General features: G+C 71.9%; 23 protein-coding genes, 1 pseudogene and 1 riboswitch. Of the genes and pseudogenes, 14 read left to right on the top strand and 10 right to left on the bottom strand.

Going from position 1 to position 25,807, the window contains the following annotated elements; translation table 11 throughout:
• Positions 1-176 precede the first annotated feature (176 nt).
• Both FB457_RS10525 and nadA read right to left on the bottom strand, forming a co-directional pair.
• Positions 177-1,052, bottom strand: a complete 876-nt coding sequence (locus FB457_RS10525) for a GNAT family N-acetyltransferase (protein ID WP_047015338.1) — start codon at positions 1,050-1,052, stop codon at positions 177-179.
• A 54-nt stretch (positions 1,053-1,106) separates the two neighbouring features.
• Positions 1,107-2,291 (bottom strand): quinolinate synthase NadA, encoded by a 1,185-nt coding sequence (nadA, locus tag FB457_RS10520; protein WP_145781626.1) that lies wholly within the window; start codon positions 2,289-2,291, stop codon positions 1,107-1,109.
• A gap of 307 nt (positions 2,292-2,598) precedes the next feature.
• Between nadA and erpA the strand changes: the two genes are divergently transcribed.
• Positions 2,599-2,952 (top strand): iron-sulfur cluster insertion protein ErpA, encoded by a 354-nt coding sequence (erpA, locus tag FB457_RS10515; protein ID WP_018837629.1) that lies wholly within the window; start codon positions 2,599-2,601, stop codon positions 2,950-2,952.
• 117 nt (positions 2,953-3,069) lie between these two features.
• Here the strand turns inward: erpA and FB457_RS10510 are convergent, their stop codons facing one another.
• Together FB457_RS10510 and FB457_RS10505 are read right to left on the bottom strand one after the other, a co-directional pair.
• Positions 3,070-4,806 carry a hypothetical protein gene (locus FB457_RS10510; protein WP_145781624.1) on the bottom strand — a complete coding sequence of 579 codons (1,737 nt, stop codon included), beginning with the start codon at positions 4,804-4,806 and terminating at the stop codon, positions 3,070-3,072.
• Positions 4,807-4,892: 86 nt separating this feature from the next.
• Positions 4,893-5,144, bottom strand: coding sequence for a hypothetical protein (locus tag FB457_RS10505; protein ID WP_047015335.1), 252 nt, complete (start codon positions 5,142-5,144; stop codon positions 4,893-4,895).
• A 146-nt stretch (positions 5,145-5,290) separates the two neighbouring features.
• Here FB457_RS10505 and FB457_RS10500 point away from each other — a divergent pair, with 146 nt between their 5' ends.
• A complete protein-coding gene (locus tag FB457_RS10500; protein WP_125934420.1) occupies positions 5,291-6,280 on the top strand; it encodes a carbohydrate kinase family protein in 990 nt (329 codons plus the stop codon).
• Between the two features lie 96 nt (positions 6,281-6,376).
• Here FB457_RS10500 and FB457_RS10495 read toward each other — a convergent pair whose 3' ends face one another.
• Positions 6,377-7,762 carry a cysteine desulfurase/sulfurtransferase TusA family protein gene (locus FB457_RS10495; RefSeq protein ID WP_145781623.1) on the bottom strand — a complete coding sequence of 462 codons (1,386 nt, stop codon included), beginning with the start codon at positions 7,760-7,762 and terminating at the stop codon, positions 6,377-6,379.
• Positions 7,763-8,011: 249 nt separating this feature from the next.
• On the opposite strand from FB457_RS10495, the gene ctaC reads away from it, so the two are divergent.
• From ctaC to FB457_RS10475, 4 genes are all read left to right on the top strand, one after another.
• The gene (ctaC, locus tag FB457_RS10490) at positions 8,012-9,010 is read left to right on the top strand and encodes an aa3-type cytochrome oxidase subunit II (protein WP_047015332.1); all 999 of its coding nucleotides are present in this window, start codon (positions 8,012-8,014) and stop codon (positions 9,008-9,010) included.
• Positions 9,007-10,758 carry an aa3-type cytochrome oxidase subunit I gene (ctaD, locus tag FB457_RS10485; protein ID WP_047015331.1) on the top strand — a complete coding sequence of 584 codons (1,752 nt, stop codon included), beginning with the start codon at positions 9,007-9,009 and terminating at the stop codon, positions 10,756-10,758. The genes ctaC and ctaD overlap by 4 nt, the downstream gene beginning before the upstream one ends.
• Entirely contained in the window at positions 10,755-11,153 is a 399-nt protein-coding gene (locus FB457_RS10480) for a cytochrome c oxidase subunit 4 (protein ID WP_047015330.1), read from the top strand. Before ctaD ends, FB457_RS10480 begins: the two co-directional genes overlap by 4 nt.
• Before the next feature lie 114 nt (positions 11,154-11,267).
• The gene (locus FB457_RS10475) at positions 11,268-12,521 is read left to right on the top strand and encodes a L,D-transpeptidase (protein WP_047019834.1); all 1,254 of its coding nucleotides are present in this window, start codon (positions 11,268-11,270) and stop codon (positions 12,519-12,521) included.
• A gap of 61 nt (positions 12,522-12,582) precedes the next feature.
• On the opposite strand, the gene FB457_RS10470 is transcribed toward FB457_RS10475, so the two are convergent.
• A complete protein-coding gene (locus FB457_RS10470; RefSeq protein ID WP_047015329.1) occupies positions 12,583-12,996 on the bottom strand; it encodes a hypothetical protein in 414 nt (137 codons plus the stop codon).
• Between the two features lie 145 nt (positions 12,997-13,141).
• On the opposite strand from FB457_RS10470, the gene ctaE reads away from it, so the two are divergent.
• From ctaE to FB457_RS10440, 6 genes are all read left to right on the top strand, one after another.
• Positions 13,142-13,762: an aa3-type cytochrome oxidase subunit III gene (gene ctaE, locus FB457_RS10465; RefSeq protein ID WP_047015328.1), complete on the top strand. Its 621-nt coding sequence runs from the start codon at positions 13,142-13,144 to the stop codon at positions 13,760-13,762.
• 63 nt (positions 13,763-13,825) lie between these two features.
• Complete coding sequence (qcrC, locus tag FB457_RS10460) at positions 13,826-14,638, top strand: cytochrome bc1 complex diheme cytochrome c subunit (protein WP_047015327.1); 813 nt, start codon at positions 13,826-13,828, stop codon at positions 14,636-14,638.
• The gene (qcrA, locus tag FB457_RS10455) at positions 14,635-15,708 is read left to right on the top strand and encodes a cytochrome bc1 complex Rieske iron-sulfur subunit (RefSeq protein ID WP_047015326.1); all 1,074 of its coding nucleotides are present in this window, start codon (positions 14,635-14,637) and stop codon (positions 15,706-15,708) included. Before qcrC ends, qcrA begins: the two co-directional genes overlap by 4 nt.
• The gene (gene qcrB, locus FB457_RS10450) at positions 15,705-17,339 is read left to right on the top strand and encodes a cytochrome bc1 complex cytochrome b subunit (RefSeq protein WP_047015325.1); all 1,635 of its coding nucleotides are present in this window, start codon (positions 15,705-15,707) and stop codon (positions 17,337-17,339) included. The genes qcrA and qcrB overlap by 4 nt, the downstream gene beginning before the upstream one ends.
• Positions 17,340-17,466: 127 nt before the next feature.
• A complete protein-coding gene (trpD, locus tag FB457_RS10445) occupies positions 17,467-18,534 on the top strand; it encodes an anthranilate phosphoribosyltransferase (RefSeq protein WP_047015324.1) in 1,068 nt (355 codons plus the stop codon).
• Positions 18,535-18,647: 113 nt separating this feature from the next.
• A riboswitch (SAM riboswitch) is annotated at positions 18,648-18,765 on the top strand.
• 191 nt (positions 18,766-18,956) lie between these two features.
• Positions 18,957-20,339, top strand: coding sequence for an aminotransferase class V-fold PLP-dependent enzyme (locus FB457_RS10440; RefSeq protein WP_145781621.1), 1,383 nt, complete (start codon positions 18,957-18,959; stop codon positions 20,337-20,339).
• An 89-nt stretch (positions 20,340-20,428) separates the two neighbouring features.
• Here FB457_RS10440 and FB457_RS10435 read toward each other — a convergent pair.
• The 4 genes and pseudogenes from FB457_RS10435 to FB457_RS10420 form a co-directional block, all read right to left on the bottom strand.
• Positions 20,429-20,737: pseudogene (locus FB457_RS10435) on the bottom strand (response regulator); the annotation flags it as partial.
• On the bottom strand, positions 20,737-22,152 hold the full coding sequence (locus tag FB457_RS10430; RefSeq protein WP_145781620.1) for an ATP-binding protein: 1,416 nt from the start codon (positions 22,150-22,152) through the stop codon (positions 20,737-20,739). The pseudogene FB457_RS10435 and the gene FB457_RS10430, both read right to left, overlap by 1 nt.
• Before the next feature lie 3 nt (positions 22,153-22,155).
• Positions 22,156-22,473: a hypothetical protein gene (locus tag FB457_RS10425; RefSeq protein WP_052770237.1), complete on the bottom strand. Its 318-nt coding sequence runs from the start codon at positions 22,471-22,473 to the stop codon at positions 22,156-22,158.
• A gap of 104 nt (positions 22,474-22,577) precedes the next feature.
• A complete protein-coding gene (locus tag FB457_RS10420) occupies positions 22,578-22,859 on the bottom strand; it encodes an Lrp/AsnC family transcriptional regulator (protein WP_047015320.1) in 282 nt (93 codons plus the stop codon).
• A gap of 177 nt (positions 22,860-23,036) precedes the next feature.
• On the opposite strand from FB457_RS10420, the gene FB457_RS10415 reads away from it, so the two are divergent.
• Positions 23,037-24,395 carry an NYN domain-containing protein gene (locus FB457_RS10415; protein WP_047015319.1) on the top strand — a complete coding sequence of 453 codons (1,359 nt, stop codon included), beginning with the start codon at positions 23,037-23,039 and terminating at the stop codon, positions 24,393-24,395.
• 306 nt (positions 24,396-24,701) lie between these two features.
• On the top strand, positions 24,702-25,724 hold the full coding sequence (locus FB457_RS10410; RefSeq protein ID WP_047015318.1) for a C40 family peptidase: 1,023 nt from the start codon (positions 24,702-24,704) through the stop codon (positions 25,722-25,724).
• Positions 25,725-25,807: the final 83 nt, after the last annotated feature.

The raw sequence follows: 25,807 nt of genomic DNA, 5'->3' as shown, positions 1-25,807 counted from the left end.
GAGGGTCGACCGCATAGGGGGCCTCTTCGGCCGATCCCGACAACGCAGCGTGCGTGCGTGCCAGGCTCCCCCACAGCGCGCTGCGCGCACGTGGGCGGTACCCCCGGACGCAGGCGGGATCTGCCAGAAAGGGCCCAGCCCCGCACCGGCACGCCCGTACCCCCGGCTCCGTACCGCTACAGGAGCATCCCCGACGGGATGTACGGCGCCGGCGGCCGCATGCCCCGTACGCACACGTAACCTGCCGTCGTCAGCTCCAGCCCCGCCGCCAGCCCCACGTCCACCGCCCACTCCTGGTCCGCCGTCAGGTGCGCGACCCGCGCCGCCGCCCCCGGGGCCAGGCTCAGCAGCGCCGCCGTCAGCAGCCGCGCCGCGATCCGGCGCGACGTCGCCGCCAGCATCCCGACCTCGCCGTCGCGCAGGTAGGCGTACCCGCTGCCCGCGAGGTCGTCGGAGACGATGCACTGGTAGTGCCGCAGCAGCTCGGTGTGGTCGGGGCCGTGGGCGCCGCCGCGGAGCCTGCGGTCGACGGAGTCCATGAGGTCGCGCTGGCCCGGGCCGCCCTCGACGACGGCGCCCGTGGGCGGTTCGAGGCCGGCGTGGTCGACGGTGCCGCGCAGCCGCATGGCCGGGTGCAGGGTGAAGCCCGCGGCGCGGTAGGCGCGGGCGGCGTGCGGGTGGCGGGAGCCGCAGATGAGGCCGCGCAGGCAGCCGCGCCCGTACGCGAGCGTGCGCGCCAGCAGCGCCTTGCCGATCCCCTTGCCCTGCGCCTCCGGCGTGACGACCAGCAGCGAGAGACCCCAGGTGCCCTCCCGTCTGGTGGACAGCGCCGCGCCCAGCGTCTTGCCGGTGTCGTCCAGGGCCAGCCAGCAGCCGCTGGGGTCGGTGCGCGCCAGGTGCCGTACGACGCTGCGCAGGAGGATCGCGTCGCTCTCGTCGGCCTCTTCCGGCGGGTCGCCCTTGGCGGCGTGCGAGGCGGCGAACGCGGCGTAGGCGGTCGCGCGTACGGCCTCGGCGTCGTCCTTGGAGTCGCGGACCTGGCGCAAGATCATGAGGTCAATCCTCTGCCCTGCGCGGGGCCCGCGTCACCCCCCGCATTCCGCTCGTCAGGGCAGCGCCAGCATCCGCTCCAGCGCGAGCTTGGCGTGGTCCTCGGTCTCCTCGTCGACCTCGATGCGGTTGACGAGCTTCCCGTCCGCCAGCGACTCCAGCGCCCAGACCAGGTGGGGCAGGTCGATGCGGTTCATCGTGGAGCAGAAGCAGACGGTGCGGTCGAGGAAGACGATCTCCTTGTCGGGGTGCTGCTTCGCCAGCCGGCGGACGAGGTTCAGCTCGGTGCCTACGGCCCACTTGGAGCCGGCCGGGGCCGCGTCGAGGGCTTTGATGATGTGCTCGGTGGAGCCGACCTGGTCGGCGGCGGCGACCACCTCGTGCTTGCACTCGGGGTGGACCAGCACGTTCACGCCGGGGATGCGCTCGCGTACCTCCTTCACCGAGTCGAGCGAGAAGCGGCCGTGCACGGAGCAGTGCCCGCGCCACAGGATCATCTTCGCGGCGCGCAACTGCTCCGCGGTGAGGCCGCCGTTCGGCCGGTGCGGGTTGTAGACGACGCAGTCGTCGGGGGAGAGGCCCAGGTCGCGTATCGCGGTGTTGCGGCCGAGGTGCTGGTCGGGCAGGAACAGCACCTTGCCCGCGCCTGCCGGGCGCTGGCCGAACGCCCAGTTCAGGGCCCGCTCGGCGTTGGAGGAGGTGCAGATGGTGCCGCCGTGCCTGCCGGTGAACGCCTTGATGTCCGCGGAGGAGTTCATGTACGAGACGGGGACGGTGACGTCCGCCACACCGGCCTCGGTGAGCACGTCCCAGCACTCGGCGACCTGCTCGGCGGTGGCCATGTCGGCCATGGAGCAGCCGGCCGCCAGGTCGGGCAGCACGACCGCCTGGGAGTCGGAGGTGAGGATGTCCGCGGACTCGGCCATGAAGTGCACGCCGCAGAAGACGATGTACTCCGCCTCGGGGCGGGCGGCGGCCTGCTGCGCGAGCTTGAACGAGTCGCCGGTCACGTCGGCGAACTGGATGACCTCGTCGCGCTGGTAGTGGTGGCCGAGGACGAAGACCTTCTCGCCGAGCCGCTCCTTGGCGGCGCGGGCGCGCTCGACCAGGCCGGGGTCCGAGGGGGCGGGCAGGTCGCCCGGACAGTCGACGCCGCGCTCGCTGGAGGGGTCGGCCTCCCGCCCGAGCAGCAGCAGGGCGAGGGGTGTGGGGGTCACATCAAGGTCCTGGGCGGTGGTCACAGCGCACTCCACCCTTTCTCTTCGGCTCTCGGCGGGCTGCCGGCGCATCCATTTTCGTCACATTGACGTTATTCATCATATCCCCTTCGCGTCAGGTTGACGATGGTGCTCGTGTCAATGTGACGAATGCCGCGCGCAGGTCCGGGGCCGGTCCGTGCGCCCTCCCTCGACCTTGGGCGGATGACCCGAAGTGGTGGCGTATGCGAGCATGAAGGGAGCAAGAAAACGCGCCCCCGGCCGGAATGAATCGGGAGCGCGGCCGGTTGGACTCGATCGGCAAGCAGTCCACAACCCGGGAGACATGCGAATGACCGTTCAGGGCGAGACCACCGCAGTCGACGGCATCATTCTGTCCGACGCCGCTGCGGCGAAGGTCAAGAGCCTGCTGGAGCAGGAAGGCCAGCCGGATCTCAAGCTCCGCGTCGCCGTTCAGCCGGGTGGCTGCTCGGGCCTGCGCTACCAGCTCTTCTTCGACGACCGCGACCTCGACGGCGACGTCGTCAAGGACTTCGGCGGCGTCTCGGTCGTGACCGACCGGATGAGCGCCCCGTATCTGACCGGCGCGTCCATCGACTTCGTCGACACCATCGAGAAGCAGGGCTTCACGATCGACAACCCGAACGCCACCGGCTCCTGCGCCTGCGGCGACTCCTTCAGCTGAGGAGCCCGCCGGAGCGCACGGGCCGTACCGGCATGAGGAAGGCGGCGGAAACCCCCACGGTTCCGCCGCCTTCCGCTTGTGTGGGCGTTGCCGCCCGGCGTGGCACGTTCTTGCTACCTACTTGGCGGCCACCCGCTCTCCCGTTCGCGCGTCCACGACCATGCGGCCGTCGAGCGGTGCGGACAGCTCCACCGTCTCCGTGAAGCGCTTCGCGATCTTGATGCAGACCTCGCCCGGCTCGTCCTCCCCGGTGAGCCGCACCGTCACGGCGCCGCCCGCCTCGTCGGCGGTCGCCGCGTACTCGGTGCACACGCCGCCCCAGAAGTGCAGCTTCAGAGTGCGCCCGTCCACCGAGTACGACTCGATGCCCACGGGGCTTCCCACCGCGCCGCCGCGGCTCTCCGGCTCCTCGGCGGGCGCGGACGACGGCGGCTGCGCCGGCTCGGCGGGCCCCACCTGACCGGGCGAACCCTGCCCCGAGTCGCTGCTCTCCGACGGCGCGGGGCTGCCGGGCCGGCCGGCGGAGCCGCCGCCGGCGGTGGGCTCGGCGCCCGGGGCGGACGTCGGCGGGGCCGGCTCGGGGACCGCGGGCGCGCTCGGTTCCGCCTCGGTGACGTACTCCGGCGCGACGGCCAGTTGCGGCCAGACGACGGTGCCCGGCTTGCCGCCGTGGAACGGGGCCGGCGCATCGCTCGTCACCTGGAAGAGCCAGGACGGCACCAGCACCGGCCGCCCCTCCACCGACTGCGCGGAGAGCCCGAACTCGGCGCCGCGCACCTTGGTCGGCGCCATCTTGCCGAGGCACGGGTCGACCTTGCCGGCCGGCGGCTTGCCGGGCCCCGTGCCCTCCTCGTACGGCACCGCCGAGGCGCATGCCGGGGCGACCGCCGGCTCCCCGCCGCCGCCCGAGGGCCTGGCCAGCTCCTCGAAGGCCGCGTCCGCCGTGATCACCGGGTACGTGTCCGCCTCGGCGGGATCGACCAGGTAGCCGTTGCCGCCGGTCACCTGTCCGTCCCCGGCTATCTGCAGCGACGTCTGCCAGCCCGTCGTCGGCAGCCCGCCGACGACCGGCTCCGCCGTCACCGTACGCACGGCGCCGAACGGCTCGGCCGCCGCCACCTCGGCATCCTCCTGGCCCACCGCCGCGAGCACCGGCTCGGCGGCCTTCTCCGCCGCGTCCGCCGGCACCGGGGCGTCCGCCTTCGTCCGGGGCCGGGGGACAGGGACCTCGCACGCGGAGGTCACCGCCGCGTCCGGGCCGGCGCCGTCCGGCTCCGCAGGCAGCGGGAGGTCGCAGGCGGTGCCGCCGTACTGCTGGTACGTCCAGGCGCCCGGCGCCTCCGCCTGGACCTGGAGCAGCGGCCCCTGCCCGTCGCGCGAGACGCCGACGCGCCAGCCGCCGCCCTCCTCGCGGGGCTTGCCGTCCATCCCCAGCGCCGCCGCGAGCCGCGCCACGTCGGCGGCCCCGACCCGGCCCGCGGGCTCGAACACCGGCGCCTCCTCAGGACCTTCCGGCAGCTCGCCGACGAGCCGCAGCGGCGCGCTCCCGCCCCTCGCCGCGGCCTCCATGGAGAGCCCGTCGAGCCGCAGCGGCGGCGGCTCGCCGCCGTCGGAGCCGGCGCCGCCGCCGTCGTCCGTCCGGTCCACCAGGTACGCGACCCCGCCTCCGGTCAGCATCACCGCGGCGGCGACGGCCGCCGCCACCAGCACGCCGGGGCGGCGCCTGCCGCCGTCCGGGCGGCCGGGCTCGCCGGCGCCGCCCGCGTCTTCGGCGTCCCGGCCGTCAGGACCGGCCGCGCGGGCGTGCGCGGGCTCGGGCTCGGGCACGGGACCTGGGGTGTGCTCGGTGCTCACCGTTCGGCTCCTTCGTCGGGGATGCCGATGGGACGCCGGTCATGCGGATCCGGTTCCCCCCGGGGGGAGCCGACCGGGCGGCGGGGTCAGTCGCCGTACTCGGACATGCCGCGGAGCAGGTCCGCGGATGCCGACGGCACCATGATCCGCGCCAGACCGCTGATCCGGGTGTCCGGCACGTGCCCCGCGGGGCTGTGCGGGTGGCCCGACCAGTGCGGCGCCATCCGGGCGCAGTCGGTGCGCAGCTCGGCGAGACCGCCGTCCAGCTCCAGCGGCGCTGCGCTCGGGAAGGCCGACGACGGGAGGGGGGTGGCGGAGGCCCGCGAGTCCTTCTGCATGTCTCGACCGTACGCACCCGCGGCGAGGAGTGGTAAGACCTACTATCAGGTAGTTTTGGCCGGGTCGAACCCGTCCGGAGGCCGGTGTTCAGCCGGTAGCGTGAGCACTACCCGCGTTACCTGCCCCGCCTACAGGAGCGTACGCCGTGCATATTGCCGTTTCCGGCTCCATTGCGACCGACCATCTCATGACCTTCCCCGGTCGGTTCTCCGATCAGTTGGTCGCCGACCAACTGCACACCGTCTCGCTGTCGTTCCTCGTCGACAAACTGGACGTGCGCCGCGGCGGAGTCGGACCCAACATCTGCTTCGGCATGGGCCAGCTCGGCGCCCGGCCGATCCTCGTCGGCGCGGCCGGCGCCGACTTCGGCGAGTACCGCGACTGGCTGGACCGGCACGGGGTCGACACCGGCTCCGTGCGCATCTCCGAAGTGCTGCACACCGCGCGCTTCGTCGTCACCACCGACGCCGACCACAACCAGATCGGCTCCTTCTACACCGGCGCCATGAGCGAGGCCCGGCTCATCGAGCTGAAGACCGTCGCCGACCGCGTCGGCGGCCTCGATCTCGTCTCCATCGGCGCCGACGACCCCGAGGCGATGCTGCGCCACACCGAGGAGTGCCGCACCCGCGGCATCCCCTTCGCCGCCGACTTCTCGCAGCAGATCGCCCGCATGGAGGGCGACGGCATCCGCACCCTCACCGAGGGCGCCGCGTTCCTCTTCTCGAACGAGTACGAGAAGGGGCTGATCGAGACCAAGACCGGCTGGGGCGACGAGGAGATGCTGACCCACGTCGCCACCCGCGTGACCACCCTCGGCGCCCGCGGCGTGCGCATCGACCGCGCCGGCGAGGAGCCGATCCTCGTCGGCTGCCCGGAGGAGGAGCGCAAGGCGGACCCCACGGGCGTCGGCGACGCCTTCCGGGCCGGCTTCCTCTCCGGGCTGAGCTGGGGCGTGAGCATGGAGCGGGCGGCGCAGCTCGGCTGCATGCTGGCGACGCTGGTCATCGAGACCGTGGGTCCGCAGGAGTACGAGCTGCGGCGCAGCAACTTCGTCGCCCGCTTCACCAAGGCGTACGGGGAGGAAGCCGCCGCCGAGGTGCAGGAGCACCTGCCGGAGTCGGTGCAGGACTGACGCAGCGGGACCGGCAGACCAGCAGTGCGCGCGGGCGCCCGGCGGGCAGGACCGCCGGGCGCCCGCCGCGCGCCCCCGGTACGGGCCGGGCGCCGCTCAGCCCCTGCGCCGCACCCGGTAGCCCGTGCCGCCGCCCGCCGCCGGCTCCTCACCGACGTACTCCTGCCCGCGCATCTCGCACCACGCCGGGATGTCCAGCCGCGCCGCCTCGTCGTCCGACAGCACCAGCGCCGTGCCGCCCACCGGCACCCGGTCGAAGACCTTCGCCAGTTCTATGACGGGGACGGGGCAGCGCCGCCCGCGCGCGTCGACCACCAGCTCCCCGCCCGGCGTCTCCCCCGCCGCACCGCTCACCGGCGCGCCCAGCTCGGCCCGCACCCCGGCGACCGCGCCCTGCAGCGCCCCCAGGAAGCCCTCCACGTCCTCCACCGACGTCCCCTGCGGCAGCGACACGCGCACGTTGCCCTCCGACAGCACGCCCATCGCCTTGAGCACATGGCTCGGCGTCAGCGTGCTCGACGTGCACGAAGACCCGGACGAGACCGAGAACCCCGCCCGGTCCAGCGCGTGCAGCAGCGCCTCCCCGTCCACGTACAGGCAGGAGAACGTCACCAGATGCGGCAGCCGGCGCTCCGGATCGCCCACCACCTCCACGTCCGCGACCGTCTCCGGCACCCGCGCGCGGATCCGGTCCACCAGTGCCCGCAGCCGCGCGTCCTCGGCCTCCGCCTCCCCGCGGACGGCGCGCAGCGAGGCGGCGGTCGCGACGATCGCCGGGATGTTCTCGAAGCCGGGCGCGCGGCCCGATTCCCGCTCGTCCGCCGGGCCCGCGGGCGCGAAGCGCGTCCCCTTGCGCACCGCGAGCAGCCCCACGCCGGGCGGGCCGCCCCACTTGTGCGCGCTCGCCGCCAGCAGCGACCACGGCCCTTCAGTACGTCCCCAGCCCAGCGACTGCGCCGCGTCCACCAGCAGCGGCACTCCGGCGGCCCGGCACTCCTCGGCCGCCTCGGCGACCGGCTGCTCCGTGCCCACCTCGTGGTTGGCCGACTGCAGACAGGCCAGGGCGGTGTCGGGGCGCAGCACCTCGGCGTACGCCCCGGGCGCCACCCGGCCGCCGCGGTCCACCGGCACGTACGTCACCTCCCCGCCCGCCGCCTCGTGGCGCTCCGCCGCGTGCAGGACCGCGGAGTGCTCGACCGGCGAGACGACGAGGTGCCGCCCGGCGCGGCGGCGGCCCGCCAGCGCCCCGGCGATGCCGTCGTGCACCGCGCGCGTGCCCGAGGACGTGAACACCAGCTCGTCCGGGCGGCAGCCGACGAGGTCCGCGGTGGTCTCGCGCGCGGCGTCGAGCAGCCGGCGCGCCCGGCGGCCCTCCCGGTACAGCCGGGCCGGATCGGCCCAGCCCTCGTCGAGCGCGGCGAGCAGGGCCTGCCGGGCGATCGGGTGAAGGGGCGCGGACGACGCGGCGTCGAAGTACGGCACACGACCACGCTAACCCCTGGTCCGCGCCTTCGGGCCCGCGACGCCTGCGCCCGGGACGGGCCCCGACGGGGGACCGGCGGGACAGAGTTGACGGCCGCCGCCGCACCATCGGAGTGCCCCCGGCGCGCCAGGGCACCCTCCCCGAGCGACCCCAAATGGCGTCCAGTAGGGTTTGCTCCGCGTAAACATCCAAACCTGCTGCCCGCGCGCCCGAAGGGACCGTGGGCGAGACTCTCGGGAAGGCGCTACGTGAGTCACAACGGCTCCGACCTCCCCCGCGGCCACACGGCGGCCGCGGGAGGTACCCGCTCGCCGCGGCGCACGATGCGGCGAAGGCTGCCGCAGGCGCTGGCCGCGGGCCTGGTCCTGGTCACCCTCTCCGGCTGTACCTACAAGGACTTCCCCCGCCTGGGCATGCCCACGCCGGCCACCGAGGAGGCGCCGCGGATCCTCTCCCTGTGGCAGGGATCCTGGGCGGCCGCCCTGGCCGTCGGGGTCCTCGTCTGGGGCCTGATCCTGTGGAGCGTCATCTTCCACCGCCGCTCCAGGACCAAGGTCGAGGTCCCGGCCCAGGTCCGGTACAACCTGCCCATCGAGGCGCTGTACACGGTCGTCCCGCTGATCGTCGTGGCGGTGTTCTTCTACTTCACCGCGCGCGACGAGAGCAAGCTGCTGGAGACCTCGGAGAAGCCGGACCACGTGATCAACGTGGTCGGCTACCAGTGGAGCTGGGGCTTCAACTACCTGGAGAACCTGGACGGCGACGCCGCCACGCCGGCGAAGCGGCCCAAGGAGCTCGACGCCATCCCCGACCGGGACTTCGAGGCCGTGCCGAAGGGCGCCGAGGGCGTCTACGACTACGGCGTGCCGGCCACCGAGAACGAGCAGACCGGCAACCCGGGCCCCACGCTGGTCCTCCCCAAGGGTGAGACGGTTCAGTTCGTACTCACCTCCCGGGACGTCATCCACTCCTTCTGGGTGGTGCCGTTCCTGATGAAGCAGGACGTCATCCCCGGCCACACCAACGTCTTCGAGGTGACCCCCAACAAGGAGGGCACCTTCCTGGGCAAGTGCGCCGAGCTGTGCGGCACGGACCACTCCCGGATGCTCTTCAACGTGAAGGTGGTCTCCCCGGAGAAGTACCAGGAGCACCTGCAGAAGCTGGCCGACAAGGGCCAGACCGGGTACATCCCGGCGGGCATCCCCCAGACCGACGCCGCTAGGAATGCGGAGACCAACAACCAATGAGCATCCTCAACGAACCCCAGGGTGCGGCGGCCGCGGGCGCAGGCGAAGACGCATACGAGGACGAGGTGCCCGCGCGCCGCCGCCAGCCCGGCAACGTCGTGGTCAAGTGGCTGACGACCACCGACCACAAGACGATCGGCACGCTGTACCTGGCGACGTCGTTCTTCTTCTTCATCATCGGCGGCATCCTGGCGCTGTTCATGCGCGCCGAGCTGGCCCGGCCGGGCACGCAGGTGATGAGCAACGAGCAGTTCAACCAGGCGTTCACGATGCACGGCACGATCATGCTGCTGATGTTCGCGACGCCGCTCTTCGCGGGCTTCGCGAACTGGATCATGCCGCTGCAGATCGGCGCGCCCGACGTGGCGTTCCCGCGGCTGAACATGTTCGCGTACTGGCTGTACCTCTTCGGGTCGCTGATCGCGGTCGCCGGGTTCATCACCCCGCAGGGCGCGGCCGACTTCGGCTGGTTCGCGTACACGCCGCTCTCCGACGCGGTGCGCTCGCCGGGCGTCGGCGCCGACATGTGGATCATGGGTCTGGCTCTCTCCGGCTTCGGCACCATCCTCGGCTCGGTGAACTTCATCACGACCATCATCTGCATGCGGGCGCCCGGCCTGACGATGTTCCGCATGCCGATCTTCACCTGGAACGTGCTGCTCACCGGTGTGCTGGTGCTGCTCGCCTTCCCGGTGCTGGCCGCCGCGCTGCTCGCACTGGAGGCGGACCGCAAGTTCGGGGCGCACATCTTCGACCCGGCGAACGGCGGTGCGCTCCTCTGGCAGCACCTCTTCTGGTTCTTCGGCCATCCAGAGGTGTACATCATCGCGCTGCCGTTCTTCGGCATCATCTCCGAGGTCATCCCGGTCTTCAGCCGCAAGCCGATGTTCGGCTACATCGGCCTGGTGGCCGCCACGATCTCCATCGCCGGTCTGTCCGTGACCGTGTGGGCGCACCACATGTACGTGACAGGAGGCGTACTCCTCCCGTTCTTCGCGTTCATGACGATGCTGATCGCGGTGCCGACAGGAGTGAAGTTCTTCAACTGGATCGGCACGATGTGGAAGGGATCACTGAGTTTCGAAACACCGATGCTCTGGTCCATCGGCTTCCTCGTGACGTTCGCCTTCGGCGGTCTGACCGGTGTCATCCTGGCCTCGCCGCCGCTGGACTTCCACGTCTCCGACTCGTACTTCGTGGTGGCCCACTTCCACTACGTGGTCTTCGGCACCGTCGTCTTCGCGATGTTCGCGGGCTTCCACTTCTGGTGGCCCAAGTTCACGGGCAAGATGCTCGACGAGACGCTCGGGAAGATCACCTTCTGGACGCTGTTCATCGGCTTCCACGGCACGTTCCTGGTGCAGCACTGGCTGGGCGCCGAGGGCATGCCCCGGCGGTACGCGGACTACCTCGCGGCCGACGGGTTCACCGCCCTGAACACGTTCTCGACGATCAGCTCGTTCCTGCTCGGCATGTCGATGCTGCCGTTCTTCTACAACGTGTGGAAGACCGCCAAGTACGGCAAGAAGATCGAGGTCGACGACCCGTGGGGCTACGGCCGCTCGCTGGAGTGGGCCACGTCCTGCCCGCCGCCGCGGCACAACTTCACCTCGCTGCCGCGCATCCGGTCCGAATCGCCGGCCTTCGACCTGCACCATCCCGAGATCGCGGCGGCCCAGGTCGGGCACGGCCACGGCGCCGGTGACAAGACGCTCGTCGGCGGCGGCAGCGAAGGGGAAGCGAAGTGAAGATCCAGGGCCACATGTTCGGCTGGCTCGCCGCCTTCGTCCTGGTCGCGGCGATCGTCTACGGCTACTGGTCGAAGGAGCCGGTCGGCACCACCGCGCTGTTCCTGGCCTTCGGCCTCACCGCGATGATCGGGTACTACCTGGTCTTCACGGCCCGCCGGGTCGACACCGGGGCGCAGGACAACAAGGAGGCGGAGGTCGCCGACGACGCCGGCGAGCTGGGCTTCTTCAGCCCGCACAGCTGGCAGCCGCTGTCGCTGGCCATCGGCGGCGCGCTCGCCTTCCTCGGCATCGTCCTCAACTGGTGGCTGCTGTACTTCTCCATCCCCGTGATCCTGGTCGGCCTCTACGGCTGGGTCTTCGAGTACTACCGCGGGGCGGACCAGAACCAGTAGCGCACTACAGCACAGCTCCACCGACGGGGCCGCGGCACGCCGAACGGGTGCCGCGGCCCCCTCGTATGGCCCACACACCGCGCGTCGCGTGGAGCATCTGCCTAGCGTGTGATCATGAGCCAAACGCCCCATCGCCGTACGGCAGTCAGTTGTTCCCTGCTGGTGGTCGCCCTCGCCCCGGGACTCGCCGCATGCGGCGCCGGCGGCCATCCGCTGGCCCGCGAACCGGGAGAGCCCGCCGGCCGGATCGCCCTCTCCGGCGTGGCCGACGACAGCGGTCTCGCCGACCCCTCGGAGGACCTGGAGGTCACCGCCCAGGGGCAGGCCCGCATCACGGACGTCACGGCCGTGGACGAGAGCGGCCGGTACGTACGCGGCCGGCTCTCCGCCGACGGCCACACCTGGCGCAGCACCGTGCCGCTGGCCGCCCGGTCCCGGTACAGCGTCGAGGTGAGCACCGAGAACGACGACGGTGCGCCCGGCCGCAAGCGGCTGACGTACCGCACCTCCAAGGTCAGGACGAAGAAGCCGATGAAGGTCGAGCTGGGCCCCGGCAAGGGCACGTACGGCGTCGGCCAGCCGCTGACGGTCAAGCTGAACCGGGCCGTGAAGACCCAGGCGGAGCGGTCCGTCGTCGAGCGCGGGCTGAAGGTCAGCTCGACCCCGGTGGTCCAGGGCGCCTGGTACTGGGTCGGCGACAAGGAACTCCACTACCGCCCCAAGGAGTACTGGCCTGCGGGCGCCCGGGTCCGGCTGGAGAGCCGGCTGGAGGGCGTCAAGGTGCGCGAGGGCGTCTACGCGAGCGCCGCGAAACCCCTGGAACTGAAGATCGGCGACCGCATCGAGGCGGTCACCGACGCCTCCGCGCACGAGATGACCGTGTACCGCAACGGAAAAGAGATCAACACCATCCCGGTCACCACCGGCAAGGCGGGCTTCGAGACCCGCAACGGCAAGAAGGTGGTGCTGGAGAAGCAGTCGAGCGTCCGGATGACCGGCGCCAGCATCGGCGTCGGCGGCACCGGGGAGGACTACGACCTCCAGGTGTCCTGGGCGACCCGCGTCACCTGGAGCGGCGAGTACGTGCACGCCGCCCCCTGGTCCGTGGGCTCGCAGGGCTCCGCCAACGTCAGCCACGGCTGCACCGGGATGAGCACCGAGGACGCCGCCTGGTTCTTCAAGACCGTACGGCCGGGCGACATCGTGGAGGTCGTCAACAGCTACGGCGAGGACATGGCCCCGTTCGGCAACGGCTTCGGGGACTGGAACCTCTCCTGGACCAAGTGGCAGGAGGGCAGCGCCCTGACGCCCGGCGTACGCGACGGCGGCGGCCCGGCGGAGGCGGGCCGGCTGCGGCCGGGAATCTGAGCCGCCCGCCGGGCCGTACGGCCCGGCGGGGGAGCGCCGGGTCCCCCGGCGCCCGCCGCCCTCAGGCGCGTACGGCCTGCCGCAGCCGCAGCACTTCCGCCAGACCGTCCGCGAGCGCCGCCGGGTCGACCGGGTGCGCCACGGTGGCCTCCGCCCGGCTCCAGGTCGCCAGCCAGGCGTCCTGCGGGCGGCCGATGATCAGCAGGACGGGCGGGCACTGGAAGATCTCGTCCTTGATCTGCCGGCACACGCCCATGCCGCCGGCGGGCACCGCCTCGCCGTCGAGCACGCAGGCGTCGATGCCGCCCCGCTCCAACTCCGCCAGCACCGCGGGGAACGTGGCGCACTCGACGTACTCCACCGGCGGCAGGTCCGCCGCGGGGCGGCGCCCGGCGGCGAGCCGGACCTGCTCGCGCGTGTTCGCGTCGTCGCTGTAGACCAGTACGTTGACCGGTCCTGCGGCCGTCGACTCCATGGTTCCTCCGGTGGTTCTCGGGCACCGCTCTCACCGCGGATGCTACTCCGCCCGGGGTGCGGCGGTGCAGTCCAGGCCCCTCTGCGGCGCCCTGACACTCCGAACGGCACCCCCCGGAGTGAGGCGGAGATAAGGGACCGACATAATGTCGGACGTGGCGACAGCAACAGCAGCAGTAGAGACCGGGCACGCGCACCCGTCGGTCAACCGGCCGAACCTCACCAGCGTCGGAACCATCATCTGGCTGAGTTCCGAGCTGATGTTCTTCGCGGCCCTCTTCGCGATGTACTTCACCCTGCGTTCGGTGATGGGGGCGGACTTCTGGAAGGACCAGGCCGAAACCCTCAACGTTCCGTTCGCGCTCGGCAACACCACGATCCTGGTGCTCTCCTCCCTCACCTGCCAGCTCGGCGTGTTCGCCGCCGAGCGCGGTGACGTGAAGAAGCTGCGCATGTGGTTCACGGTGACCTTCATCATGGGTGCCGTCTTCATCGCCGGACAGGTCACCGAGTACGTCGAGCTGGTGCACGAGGGCATCACGCTCTCCTCCGGCCCGTACGGCTCGGTGTTCTATCTGACCACCGGCTTCCACGGCCTGCATGTGACGGGCGGTCTGATCGCCTTCCTGCTGGTCCTGGGACGCACCTACGCGGCCAGACGGTTCACGCACCAGCAGGCGACGGCCGCGATCGTGGTGTCCTACTACTGGCACTTCGTCGACGTGGTCTGGATCGGCCTCTTCGCCACCATCTACTTGATCAAGTAACCGGCCGGGGAGCCGGCACCGAGAAGCACACCGACGCTGAAGATCCTGATACCGGGGTAATCCGTGAAAAAGCTCTCCGCACGACGGCGCCATCCGCTGGCGGCGCTCGTCGTCCTACTCATCGCGCTGGCGGCCACCGGGGGGCTGTACGCCACATTCGCGCCCACCGGTAAGGCGCAGGCCGACGAGACCAGCGCACAGTCCCTCGCCGTCGAAGAGGGACAGAAGCTCTTCCGGGTCGGCTGCGCGAGCTGCCACGGCACCGGCGGGCAGGGCTCCAGCGACGGCCCCAGCCTCGTGGGCGTCGGCGCGGCCGCGGTGGACTTCCAGGTCTCCACCGGCCGGATGCCCCTCCAGCAGCAGGGTGCCCAGGCGCCGAAGAAGCCGAGCGTGTACACCCAGAAGGAGATCGACCAGCTCGCCGCGTACGTCGCCTCCCTGGGCCCGGGCCCTGCGGTCCCCGAGGAGAGCCAGTACGACCCGGCGGGCGGCGACGTCGCCCGCGGCGGTGACCTGTTCCGTACGAACTGCGCGCAGTGCCACAACTTCACCGGGAAGGGCGGCGCCCTGACCGACGGCAAGTACGCGCCGAACATCGACGGCGTCGATCCGAAGCACATGTACGAGGCGATGCAGACGGGGCCGCAGAACATGCCGTCCTTCCCCGACAAGCTGCTCACCACCTCGGACAAGCAGGACATCATCGCCTACCTCGACGAGGTCGGCGGAGACGAGGCCGAGTCGCCCGGTGGCTTCAGCCTCGGCGGCCTCGGCCCCGTGAGCGAGGGTCTGTTCGCCTGGGTCTTCGGGCTCGGCTCCCTCGTCATCCTGACGATCTGGATCACCGCCCGCTCTGCAAAGGCCAAGAAGTCATGAGTAGCCAGCCTGGCTCCGAGAACGAGAACAACGGCGAGCACCTGCCGACCGTCCGGGAGGGCGAGGAGAGCGGGGGCGTCGCGGTCGAGGAGCGCGACCCGTTCGCCAACCCCGGCCTGCCGCCGCACGAGCCGCGCAAGCAGGACATCGACGAGCGTGCCGCCAAGCGCTCCGAGCGCACCGTCTCGCTGCTCTTCACGGTGTCGATGCTGGCGACCGTCGGCTTCATCGTCTCGTTCGTCGCGATCGACGTCGACAAGATCGTCTATATCTTCCCGCTCGGCCACATCAGCGCGCTGAACTTCGCCCTCGGCGTCACCCTGGGCCTCGCGCTGTTCTGCATCGGCGCCGGTGCCATCCACTGGTCCCGCACGCTGATGTCGGACGTGGAGGTCATCCAGGAGCGGCACCAGATCGAGTCCTCCGAAGAGACCAAGGCCATCACCAAGGCCCAGTGGCGCCAGGGCACCGAGGAATCGGCGATCGGCAGCCGCAAGATCATCCGCCGCACCATGCTCGGCGCGCTCACGCTGGTGCCCCTCGCCGGCGTCGTGCTGCTGCGCGACCTCGGCCCGCTGCCGGGCACCAAGCTGCGCCACACCCTGTGGGGCAAGGGCAAGCTGCTCATCAACATGAACACCGACGAGCCGCTGCGCCCGGAGGACATCACCGTCGGTTCGCTCTCCTTCGCCAAGCCCGAAGGGCTGAAGGAAGGCGACCACGACTTCAACACCGAGATCGCCAAGGCGGCGCTGATGCTCGTCCGGATCCACCCGGGCGACATCAAGGACAAGAAGTCGGCGGACTGGGGACACGAGGGCATCCTGGCCTACTCCAAGATCTGCACGCACGTCGGTTGTCCCGTCAGCCTGTACGAGCAGCAGACGCACCACGTGCTGTGTCCGTGTCACCAGTCGACGTTCGACCTGTCCGACGGCGCGCGCGTGCTCTTCGGCCCGGCCGGGCACCCCCTGCCGCAGCTTAGGATCACGGTCAATGACGAGGGCTACCTGTACGCGCTCGGCGACTTCGACGAGCCGGTAGGCCCCAGCTTCTGGGAGCGCGGATGAGCACCACCACGACAGACACACGCCGCAAACCACCCGGCAGAGGTGAGAGAGTCGCCGACTGGGCGGACGCCCGGCTCGGCCTGCACGCCGCCGGCCGCAAGAACATCCGCAAGGTGTTCCCCGACCACTGGTCCTTCCTCCTCGGGGAAGTGGCCATGTACACCTTCCTCATCGTGCTGCTGACCGGCGTGTACCTGACGCTGTTCTTCAAGCCGAGCATGGCGGAGATCACCTACCACGGCTCGTACGCGCCGATGAACGGCGTGCACATGACGGAGGCGTACGCCTCCACGCTGGACATCAGCTTCGACGTCCGCGGCGGGCTGCTCATCCGGCAGATCCACCACTGGTCCGCGCTGATCTTCATCGCCGCCATGGCGACGCACATGATGCGCGTCTTCTTCACCGGCGCGTTCCGCAAGCCGCGCGAGGTCAACTGGCTCTTCGGCTTCACTCTGCTGGTCCTCGGCTGCATCGCCGGCTTCACCGGCTACTCGCTCCCCGACGACCTGCTCTCCGGCACGGGCGTCCGCTTCATGGAGGGCGCGACGCTCGCCACCCCGGTGGTCGGCACCTACCTGGCGTTCTTCCTGTGGGGCGGTGAGTTCCCCGGGACGGACATCATCCCGAGATTCTTCGCCATCCACGTGCTCCTGGTGCCGGGCATCATGCTGGGGCTCTTCGTGCTCCACCTGATCCTGGTCTTCTACCACAAGCACACCCAGTTCGCGGGCGCCGGGAAGACCAACGACAACGTCGTGGGCGCGCCGTTCATGCCGATCTACGTCGCGAAGGCGGGCGGGTTCTTCTTCCTCGTCTTCGGCGTGGTCGCGGTGATCGCGGGCATGTTCACCATCAACCCGGTCTGGGATCTGGGACCGTACCGACCAGATCTGGTCTCCACCGGAGCCCAACCGGACTGGTATATGGGCTGGACCGAGGGGCTGATCCGGTTCATGCCCGGCTGGGAATGGGTCATCCCCGGCGGATACACGATCAACTTCGGGGTGTTCATCCCCCTGATGATCGTGGGCGTCGTCCCGATCGCGATGGTCGCCTACCCGTTCTTCGAGACCTGGGTGACCGGCGACCACCGCGAGCACCACACCCTGGACCGCCCGCGCAACGTGCCGACCCGTACCGCCTACGGGGTGGCCTGGCTGACCTGGGTCTTCGTGCTGCTGATGGGCGGCGGCAACGACCTGTGGGCGACGCACTTCCACCTCTCGATCGAGTCGATCACGTGGTTCGTGCGGGTCTCCTTCTTCGTCGCCCCGGTGGTGGCCTTCTGGATCACCCGGCGCATCTGCCTCGGGCTGCAGCGGCGGGACCGCGAGAAGGTCCTGCACGGCCGGGAGACGGGCATCATCAAGCGGCTGCCGCACGGCGAGTTCATCGAGGTGCACGAGTCGCTGTCGCAGGAGGAGATGCACAAGCTCACCGCGCACGACCAGTACACGCCGCTGGAGCTCGGCCCGACGGTCGACGACAACGGCGTGGTGCGCAAGCAGGGCCCGGTCGAGAAGCTGCGGGCCAGGCTGTCGCAGGGCTACTACGGCGAGGCCGGCCAGATCGCGAAGCCGACCCGGCGCGAGTACGAGGAGATCACCAGCGGCCACGGGCACCACTAGGGCTTGTCCGCCGCCGGGCGATCACCGCCGGGGCCCCCGTCCAGCAGTTGGACGGGGGCCCTTCGGCGTACTCTGCGGTCGATAGGCTGACGCCCGACAACTGAGACGACCCCCGGGACGGTGTGCCATGAGCGTGCAGACGGCAGCAGGAGGCGACAGCACGGCGGCGCGTTCCTGGCCGGATGTCATCAGCGCGCTGATCGCCGGGCAGGACCTCAGCGCCGAGGACACCGCCTGGGCCATGGACCAGATCATGTCGGGCACCGCGAGCAACGCGCAGATCGCCGGCTTCGCGGTCGCCCTGCGCGCCAAGGGCGAGACGGTCGCGGAGATCTCCGGGCTCGTGCGCACGATGTACGAGCACGCCCACACCATCGCCGTCCCGGGACCGACCGTGGACGTCGTCGGCACCGGCGGCGACCGGGCCCGTACGGTCAACATCTCCACCATGTCCGCGATCGTCGTCGCCGGGACCGGGGCGAGGGTCGTCAAGCACGGCAACAGGGCAGCGTCCTCCGCCTCCGGCGCCTCCGACGTGCTGGAGAAGCTGGGGGTCAACCTGGACCTGGCGCCCGGGCGGGTCGCCGAGGTCGCGGAGGAGGCGGGCATCACGTTCTGCTTCGCGGTCAAGTTCCACCCCGCGATGCGGCACGTCGCGCAGACCCGCAAGGAGCTGGGCGTCAGCACCCCCTTCAACTTCCTCGGCCCGCTCACCAACCCGGCGAGGGTCGGGGCGCAGGCGACCGGCGTCGCGGACGCCCGGATGGCGCCGATCATGGCCGGGGTGCTGGCCGAGCGCGGCACCTCGGCGCTCGTCTTCCGCGGCGACGACGGGCTGGACGAGCTGACCACGACGGCCACCTCCCAGGTGTGGACCGTGCGCGGCGGCGCGGTGCGGCAGGAGCGGTTCGACCCGCGGGACGTGGGCATCGAGCTGGTGCCGGTGGAGGCGCTGCGGGGCGCGGACGCCTCGTACAACGCCGATGTCGCCCGCCGGCTGCTGGCCGGCGAGACCGGCCCGGTGCGTGACGCGGTGCTGCTGAACGCGGCGGCGGCGCTCACGGCCCTGGACGCCGACGCCGACGGCCCGCTGCCGGACCGGATCGCGGCGGGCATCGTGCGGGCCGCGGAGTCGATCGACTCGGGCTCCGCGCTGCGGGCGCTGGAGCGCTGGGTCGCGGCCAGCAACCGCTGAGGCGCAGGCGGAGGGCTGCCGGTACGGGCCACCCCCGCCGATATCCGGAGAGTTGCGGACAGTCCGGGCAGCCGGGTTGCGCCGCGGCTCTCCGGTGCGCATACTCCTGACCAGGTCACGAGCGACAGCGATCAAGGCCCCGGCCCGCTGTCCGGCAACCCTCCGTCCGTGGCGGGGTGCCCCGGGTGATGACCGGGCCGCAGGCAGCGAGGTCTGCGGCAAGCGCGGACCCCTCGGAATCCAGGGGTCCTGGTCGGCCGAGGGAGTATCGCCGTGAGCAAGCGAATGCGCTAGGGGCCTTCCGCCCCTCGCCGCCGCGCGCGTCCTTCCGCAGCGTCGCCGCCGAGCGTCGCGCGCGTCCTTTCCGGGCCGTACGGGCCCGTCACCCCGCACATCTCGACGCCTGCTCACGGGAGTTCCGCATGTCCGCGTCCACGCTCACCCCCGCCTGTCTGCCCGTCCTCGGCCGGGACGTTCGCGCCCCGCTCGTCACCGGCGGCGACGCCGAGTACGCCGCCCTGGACTACGCCGCCAGCGCCCCGGCCCTGCAGCGCGTCTGGGACGACGTCGCCGCCTACGCGCCGTACTACGGCAGCGTGCACCGCGGCGCCGGCTACCTCTCGCAACTCTCCACCGAACTCTTCGAGTCCAGCCGGGCGACGGTCGCCGGGTTCCTCGGCTGCCGCCCCGACGACCAGGTCGTCTTCACCCGTTCCACCACCGACTCGCTCAACCTGCTGGCGACCGCGCTGCCGCCGGGGACCGAGGTCTACGTCTTCGAGACCGAGCACCACGCCGCCCTGCTGCCCTGGCATCACGGTGGGTCCGCGGCCGGCCGGGTCACCGTGCTCGCCGCTCCCGGCGGCCCCGGGCAGGCCGTGGCGGCGCTGGACTCGGCGCTTGCGGCGCGGGTCGGCGACGGTCCGGCGCTGGTGTGCGTGACGGGCGCCTCCAACGTCACCGGCGAGCTGTGGCCCGTACGGGAGCTGACCGCGGCGGCGCACCGGCACGGGGCGCGGCTGGTCCTGGACGCGGCGCAGTTGGCGCCGCACCATCCGGTGGACGTGGCGGATCTGGGCGTGGACTGGGTGGCCTTCTCCGGCCACAAGCTGTACGCGCCCTTCGGCGCCGGCGTCCTCGCGGGGCGGGCGGACTGGCTCCAGGCCGCGCCGCCGTACCTCGCGGGCGGCGGCGCCAGCCGGCGGGTGCTGCGCGCGGCCGACGGGGGAGTGGACGTCGAGTGGCAGACGACGGCGGCGCGGCACGAGGCGGGGTCGCCGAACGTCATCGGCGCGTACGCCATCGCGTCCGCGTGCAAGGCGCTGACGGAGGCCGGGTTCGGCGAACTGGTGGCGCGGGAGCGGGCGCTGGTGGCGCGGGTCCTCGACGGGCTCGCGGAGCTGCCGGGGGTGCGGGTGCTGTCGCTGTTCGGTGCGGACGCGGCGCGGGTCGGGGTGATCTCGTTCGTGGTCGACGGATGGAGCAGCTCCCATCTGGCGGCGGCGCTGTCGGCGGAGCACGGGATCGGGGTGCGCGACGGGCTTTTCTGCGCCCACCCGCTGGTGCGGGCGCTGCTCGGCGAGGCGGGGGAGCCGGCCGAGTGCGGTGGCGGCGCCGGGGACGGGGAGCGGCCGCTGAACGCGGTGCGGGTGAGCTTCGGGGCGGGCACGCCGGACGAGCACGTGGACCGGTTCCTGGCGGCGCTGGGGTCGCTGGTGCGCGACGGGGCGCGGTGGTCGTACCGTACGGTGGACGGCCGCTGCGTCCCCGCCTCCGGCGAGGACCGGACTGCGACCGCGTCCTGACCCCGCGGGCGGCCTCCGGCCGGGTCCGTCTGCCCGCCGGTGCACATGCTTTCGGCTGCGGGTCCCGCTCGCGACCGCCGGCCGGGCGCCGGTCCGGTCATGTAGTCGTCGGCGCCGCCTTCGAGGCCCGCGACGGTGTCGGTGACCGACGCCCGCGCGGTGAGCACGATCACCGGCACCGCCGAGCGCGCCTCGCGCAGTTGGCGCAGCACGGTGAAGCCGTCCCGTCCCGGCAGCCCGATGTCGAGGACGACCAGGTCGAAGCCGCCGGTGAGGGCGTGCTCGTACGCGGTGTCGCCGTCCGCGGCGACGGTGGTGGTGAAGCCGTTGGCGCGCAGCCCTTTCTCCACGAAGGAGGCGATGCGTTCCTCGTCCTCGGCGATGAGAATCCGGTTCATCACAGACCCTCCTGAAGGATCAGGGTGAAGGTGGCCCCGCCGCCGTCGGTGGGGCTGAGTTCGACGTGGCCGCGGTGGCCTTCCGCGATGGCCCTGACGATGGCCAGGCCCAGGCCCGCGCCGCCGCCGCGGGAGCCGCGGCGCGCGGTGCCGCGGCGGAAACGTTCGAAGATGAGGCCGGCGTCCTGCGGCGGGATGCCGGGGCCGCTGTCGGCGACGTACAGCTCGACGTGTCCTTCCGCGGTCCGCGAGCCGATCCGGATGCGCCCGCCGGGCGCGGTGTGCTGCACCGCGTTCTGGGCGAGCTGCACCATGGCCTGCGTGACGCGCTGCGGGTCGAGGCGCGTCTCGCCCTCGGCGACCTCGCTCAGCTCCCAGTCCCGCTCGCCGAGGGTCCTGGCCTTGACGAACACGTCCGCGGTCAGCTCCGCCAACTGCACCGGCTCCGGCTGGACGAAGTCCGGCCGCTCGGCCTTGGCGAGCAGCAGCAGGTCCTCCACGATCCGGGTCATCCGGTCCAGCTCGTCGGTGACCAGCCGCAGCGTCTCCTCGCGCTCCGCCGGGTCCTCGCCCATCAGCTCCAGGTGCCCGCGCACGATGGTGATGGGCGTACGCAGCTCGTGCCCGGCGTCGTCGACGAACTCCCGCTGGGCGGCGAACGCCCGCTCCAGCCGGTCCAGCATGGCGTTGAAGGTCGCGGCGAGCGCCGCCGTCTCGTCCCGGTCGGCGCGCCCGCGCACCGGGATCCGCCGGGTCAGGTCCTGCTCCGTCAACTGCGCGGCGGTCTGTCCCACCAGCCGTACGGGCGCGAGGATCCGGCCCGCCACCGCCCAGCCGATGGCGCTGACGACCACCAGCGCCATGGCCGAGATCATCAGCATGATGACGAACACATCGCTCACCTGTTCGCGTTCGCGCTCGGTGTGGATGGCCACGACGAACGCCGCCGCGTCCGGCTCCTCCTTCGCGCCGATGCCGGCCTTGGCCCAGCGCACCTCGCCCGAGGGCCGGTCGAGAAAGCCCGTGCGGTCGCCGGACTCGAAGATCGTCCGGCGGCCCGCCTTGTCGTTCTCCAGCGGCCGGGACATCGTCAGGTCCCGCGGCTGGACGAGTTGCTTCGGCCCGTCGCCGCGCTGGCGCACCAGGCCCAGCAGCTCCTCGTCCGGGTCGGCGTACTGCCGCTCCAGGAAGACCGTCAGCAGCCTTTCCGGGTCGGTGAAGGGGCGGCTCGTCTCCGGGTCGACGCCCCGCTCGTAGAGGCTGGCGAACTCCCGCGTCTCCTGTGCCAGCAGCTGGTCGACCCGGTGCTCCAGGTCGCGCAGCAGGATGGAGCGGGTGGTACCGGCGACGGCGGCGAGGGCCGCCGCCATCACCACCAGCAGGAGAAGGAGGATGCGGGCACGCGCGGAGATCATCGATCAGTCGTCGAACTCATCGTCGTCGTTGCCGCCGCCGGAGTCGTCCCCCGTGTCGTCGGCGTCGTCGTCTCCGCTCGCGCTGCCCGACGGATCCGTGGTGGGGCCGTCGCGCACAGGCGGCGGCGAGACCGTCTCCTTGCCCGTCTCCTCGCCGGGGGACGTGCCGGTCGACGGTGAGGCGGACCCCGGCGGGGAGGACGTGCCTCCCTCCATCTCCACCCGGGCGGGCGGAGCGGGGTCCTCCGGGTCGTCGGTCAGGGCGTAGCTGGTCGCGGCGATGCCCAGCGGGATCGCCACCACGGCGGTCAGTGCGGCCATGCGCTTCGAGAAAGCCATGTGTCCGAGGCTGCGGCCGGCGGATGCCGTACAGCGTGAAGGACGGATGAGAGATTCTTCATCTACGGCCCCGAGCGCGCACCCCGCTACTCCTCCAGGCCGATGGCGAACGCGGCTTCGAGGTCGTGCTGCGAGTACGTACGGAAGGAGATGTGCGTCTCGGTCCCCGCCACGCCCGGGACCTTGCTGATCCGGCCCGGGATCACGTCGGCCAGATCGTCGTGGCGCGCCACCCGGACGATGGCGATCAGGTCGTGCGCCCCCGTGACCGAGTACACCTCGCTGACCCCGTCGATCGCGGCGATCGACTCCGCGATCTCGGGAATGCGGTCCACGTCGGTGTTGATCAGAACGATCGCAGTGATCATGTGTGCGCTCTCCCTCTCGGACCCGCGTGCGGCGCTCACTCTATCTGTCTGCCTAAGACCTCGCTCCAGGTCGTAGGGTGGGGGCACGGCCTGCGACGAGGTCGGTGCGCCGGGCCGGCGCCGGCGCCGGAAGGACCGGCCGAAGCCGCGGGGATCGCTGAAGCGGAAGGGTGACCGGTGGTGGAGCCGAGGGAAGGCTCGGGCGTCTCCTCCGACGAGGACGCGGCCGAGGTGCTCGACGGCCCGCTGCCCGAGGGGGTGCGCCGCCGGATCGTCACCCTGGCCGACGAGTCCTTCGGCGGCCTGACCGTCGCGGAGCTGCCGCCGCAGTTGCGGCAGTACGCCCGCTTCACCCCGTCCCGCCGCGTCAAGCTCGCCGGCAACGCCATCGCCGCCGCGCTGGCGGCCGACGCCGCCTTCCGCGAGCGGATCGCCCTGCGGGCCGCCGAGCTCCAGCCCGAGCTGGCCGCCGCGCTGCGCGGCGGCAGCCCGCCGGCCGCCGCCGAGCCCGTCGACGTCGCGGCCCTCGCGTACCTGCTGCGGCCCCCCGGCTGGGTCAAGCTCATCGCCGCCGCCGGCGAGGAGGAGCAGCGCGCCGGCGCCGAGCGGGCCGGCGAGGAGGCCGCCCGCGAGCTGGCCCGGCTGCGTACGGAGCTCTCCGAGGCCCGCGCCGCCGCCCGCGGCGAGTCGGAGCGCACCCGGCACGAACTGGAGGCGCTGCGCCGCGAGAACGAGGGCCTGCACCGCCGGCTGCGCAGCGCGCTCAGCGACGTCAAGCGCGGCGAGGCCGCCGTCCGCAAGCTCCAGCAGGAGGCCGCCGCGGGACGCGAGGAGGCCGCCGCCCACCTGGCCGCCGCCGAGAGCGAGGCCCGCCGCCTCCGCGCCCGCCTCGGCGAGGCCGAGTCCGGTCTGGAGGCCAGCCGCCGGGCCGCCCGCGAGGGGCGCAGCGTGGAGGACATGCGCGTACGCCTCCTCCTCGACACCGTGCTCGACGCCGCCCAGGGGCTCCGCCGCGAACTCGCCCTGCCGCCCACCCGGATGACCCCCGCGGACACCGTCGGCGCGGTCGAGCCCGGCACGATCTCGCCGAAGGACGTGGCCGCCCGCGCCCTCTCCGCCACCGACCCGGCGCTCCTCGACCAACTGCTCGCGCTGCCGCAGGCGCACATGGTCGTCGACGGCTACAACGTCACCAAGACCGGCTATCCCACGCTCCCGTTGGAGAAGCAGCGCCTGCGTCTCCTCGGCGGCCTCGCCGGCCTCGCCGCGCAGACGGGTGCGGAGGTGACGTGCGTGTTCGACGGCGCGGAGCTGGCCGCGCCGGTGCTGCTCGCGCCGCCTCGCGGGGTGCGGGTGCTCTTCAGCAAGCCGGGGGAGACCGCGGACGAGCTGATCCGCCGGCTCGTCCGGGCCGAACCCACCGGCAGACCCGTCGTGGTGGTCTCCGCCGACCGCGAGGTCGCCGACGGCGTCGCCGCCGCGGGCGCCCGGCCCGTATCGTCCGCGCTGCTCCTCAAGCGGCTCGCCCGGAGCTGACAACCCGGGGAAACACGGGCGAGTTCGGACAACCCCGCCGTCCCTCGCGGGTACGGACAGTTCGCCGCTCCGAGTCCAACTCGTTGTCGAACAGTGACTACTGGCCGTGTGATGTGAGTAAAGAAACGCGCTTCGGGGGGACTTTTTTGCCGGAGGGATTTGAACGGATCGCCCGTGCCTCGTTAGTGTCTGGCCCGAACCTTCGTGCAGTCGATCGCTCATCCGGGGCGATGGCGAAGGTCCCGCCGGTACCGGGGCATCCCCAAAGCCACGGTCGGGCGGCTGGAGGAAGAGGAGCTCGCCTTCGTGGCGTCCCACCGTCGACCGAAGCAGCCGAACCGGGCCAGGGTCACCGTCTTCACCGCGACCGCCGCCGCGGCCGTCGCCCTCTCCACCCAGAGCGCGCAAGCCGCCCCCGACAAGGACGACGTCAAGCGGCAGGTCGACAACCTGTACGAGGACGCCGAGCGCGCCACGGAGAAGTACAACGGCGCCAAGGAGCGGCAGGACAAGCTCGAAGAGGACGTCAAGGAGCTCCAGGACAAGGCCGCCCGCGGCCAGCAGGAGCTCAACGACCTCCGCGACGGCCTCGGTTCGCTGGCCACCGCCCAGTACCGCAGCGGCAGCATCGACCCCTCCGTGCAGCTCTTCCTCTCCGCCGACCCGGACACCTACCTGGACAAGGCGTCCACGATGGACCGGGTCAGCGGCAAGCAGGCCGAGTCGCTGGAACGCATCGCCGACAAGCAGCGCAGCCTCGCGCAGCAGCGCCAGGAGGCGAGCGCGAAGCTCAAGGACCTGGAGGAGACCCGCAAGGAGCTGGGCTCCCAGAAGAAGAAGGTCCAGGACAAGCTGAGCGACGCCCGCGCGCTGCTCAACCAGCTCACCGAGGAGGAGCAGGCCGCGCTCGCCGAAGAGGAGCAGCGCGCCAGCCGCGAGGCGGAGGACCGCGTCGACCTCGGCGACGTCGCCCCCGGCTCCTCCCACGGCGCGGCCGCCCTGTCCGCCGCGCAGAGCAAGCTGGGCGCCCCGTACGTCTACGGCGCCACCGGCCCCAGCTCCTTCGACTGCTCGGGCCTCACCGGCTGGGCCTTCTCGCAGGCCGGCGTCGCGCTGCCGCGCATCTCGCAGGACCAGGCCAACGTCGGCACCCGGATATCCTCGGTCAGCCAGCTCCAGCCCGGGGACCTCGTGTTCTTCTACAGCGACCTGCACCACGTCGGCATCTATGCGGGCAACGGCCAGATCATCCACGCCCCGAAGCCGGGCGCGGTCGTCCGCTACGAGGCCGTCGGGAACATGCCGTTCATGTGGGGCGCGCGCGTCTGACGCCGGCCGCGGCGCCCGCCGCGGCTTTCGTTACGGGCACCGTGCCGCCCGTTCGGGCGAATTGCCGACACCGCGCGTTTCGA

The organism is Streptomyces sp. CNZ287 (genome assembly GCF_007827615.1).
Note: the sequence above shows the minus strand (reverse complement) of the source record. Positions and strands in the feature narration are given on the sequence as shown.

Coding starts and splice junctions, on each gene's coding strand:
- FB457_RS10505 (WP_047015335.1), bottom strand. CDS start 5,144: ATGCAGAAGGACTCGCGGGCCTCCGCCACCCCCCTCCCGTCGTCGGCC.
- FB457_RS10430 (WP_145781620.1), bottom strand. CDS start 22,152: ATGATCTCCGCGCGTGCCCGCATCCTCCTTCTCCTGCTGGTGGTGATG.
- FB457_RS10525 (WP_047015338.1), bottom strand. CDS start 1,052: ATGATCTTGCGCCAGGTCCGCGACTCCAAGGACGACGCCGAGGCCGTA.
- trpD (WP_047015324.1), top strand. CDS start 17,467: ATGAGCGTGCAGACGGCAGCAGGAGGCGACAGCACGGCGGCGCGTTCC.
- ctaE (WP_047015328.1), top strand. CDS start 13,142: ATGTCGGACGTGGCGACAGCAACAGCAGCAGTAGAGACCGGGCACGCG.
- qcrA (WP_047015326.1), top strand. CDS start 14,635: ATGAGTAGCCAGCCTGGCTCCGAGAACGAGAACAACGGCGAGCACCTG.
- FB457_RS10440 (WP_145781621.1), top strand. CDS start 18,957: ATGTCCGCGTCCACGCTCACCCCCGCCTGTCTGCCCGTCCTCGGCCGG.
- qcrB (WP_047015325.1), top strand. CDS start 15,705: ATGAGCACCACCACGACAGACACACGCCGCAAACCACCCGGCAGAGGT.
- FB457_RS10425 (WP_052770237.1), bottom strand. CDS start 22,473: ATGGCCGCACTGACCGCCGTGGTGGCGATCCCGCTGGGCATCGCCGCG.
- erpA (WP_018837629.1), top strand. CDS start 2,599: ATGACCGTTCAGGGCGAGACCACCGCAGTCGACGGCATCATTCTGTCC.
- ctaD (WP_047015331.1), top strand. CDS start 9,007: ATGAGCATCCTCAACGAACCCCAGGGTGCGGCGGCCGCGGGCGCAGGC.
- FB457_RS10470 (WP_047015329.1), bottom strand. CDS start 12,996: ATGGAGTCGACGGCCGCAGGACCGGTCAACGTACTGGTCTACAGCGAC.
- FB457_RS10475 (WP_047019834.1), top strand. CDS start 11,268: ATGAGCCAAACGCCCCATCGCCGTACGGCAGTCAGTTGTTCCCTGCTG.
- FB457_RS10420 (WP_047015320.1), bottom strand. CDS start 22,859: ATGATCACTGCGATCGTTCTGATCAACACCGACGTGGACCGCATTCCC.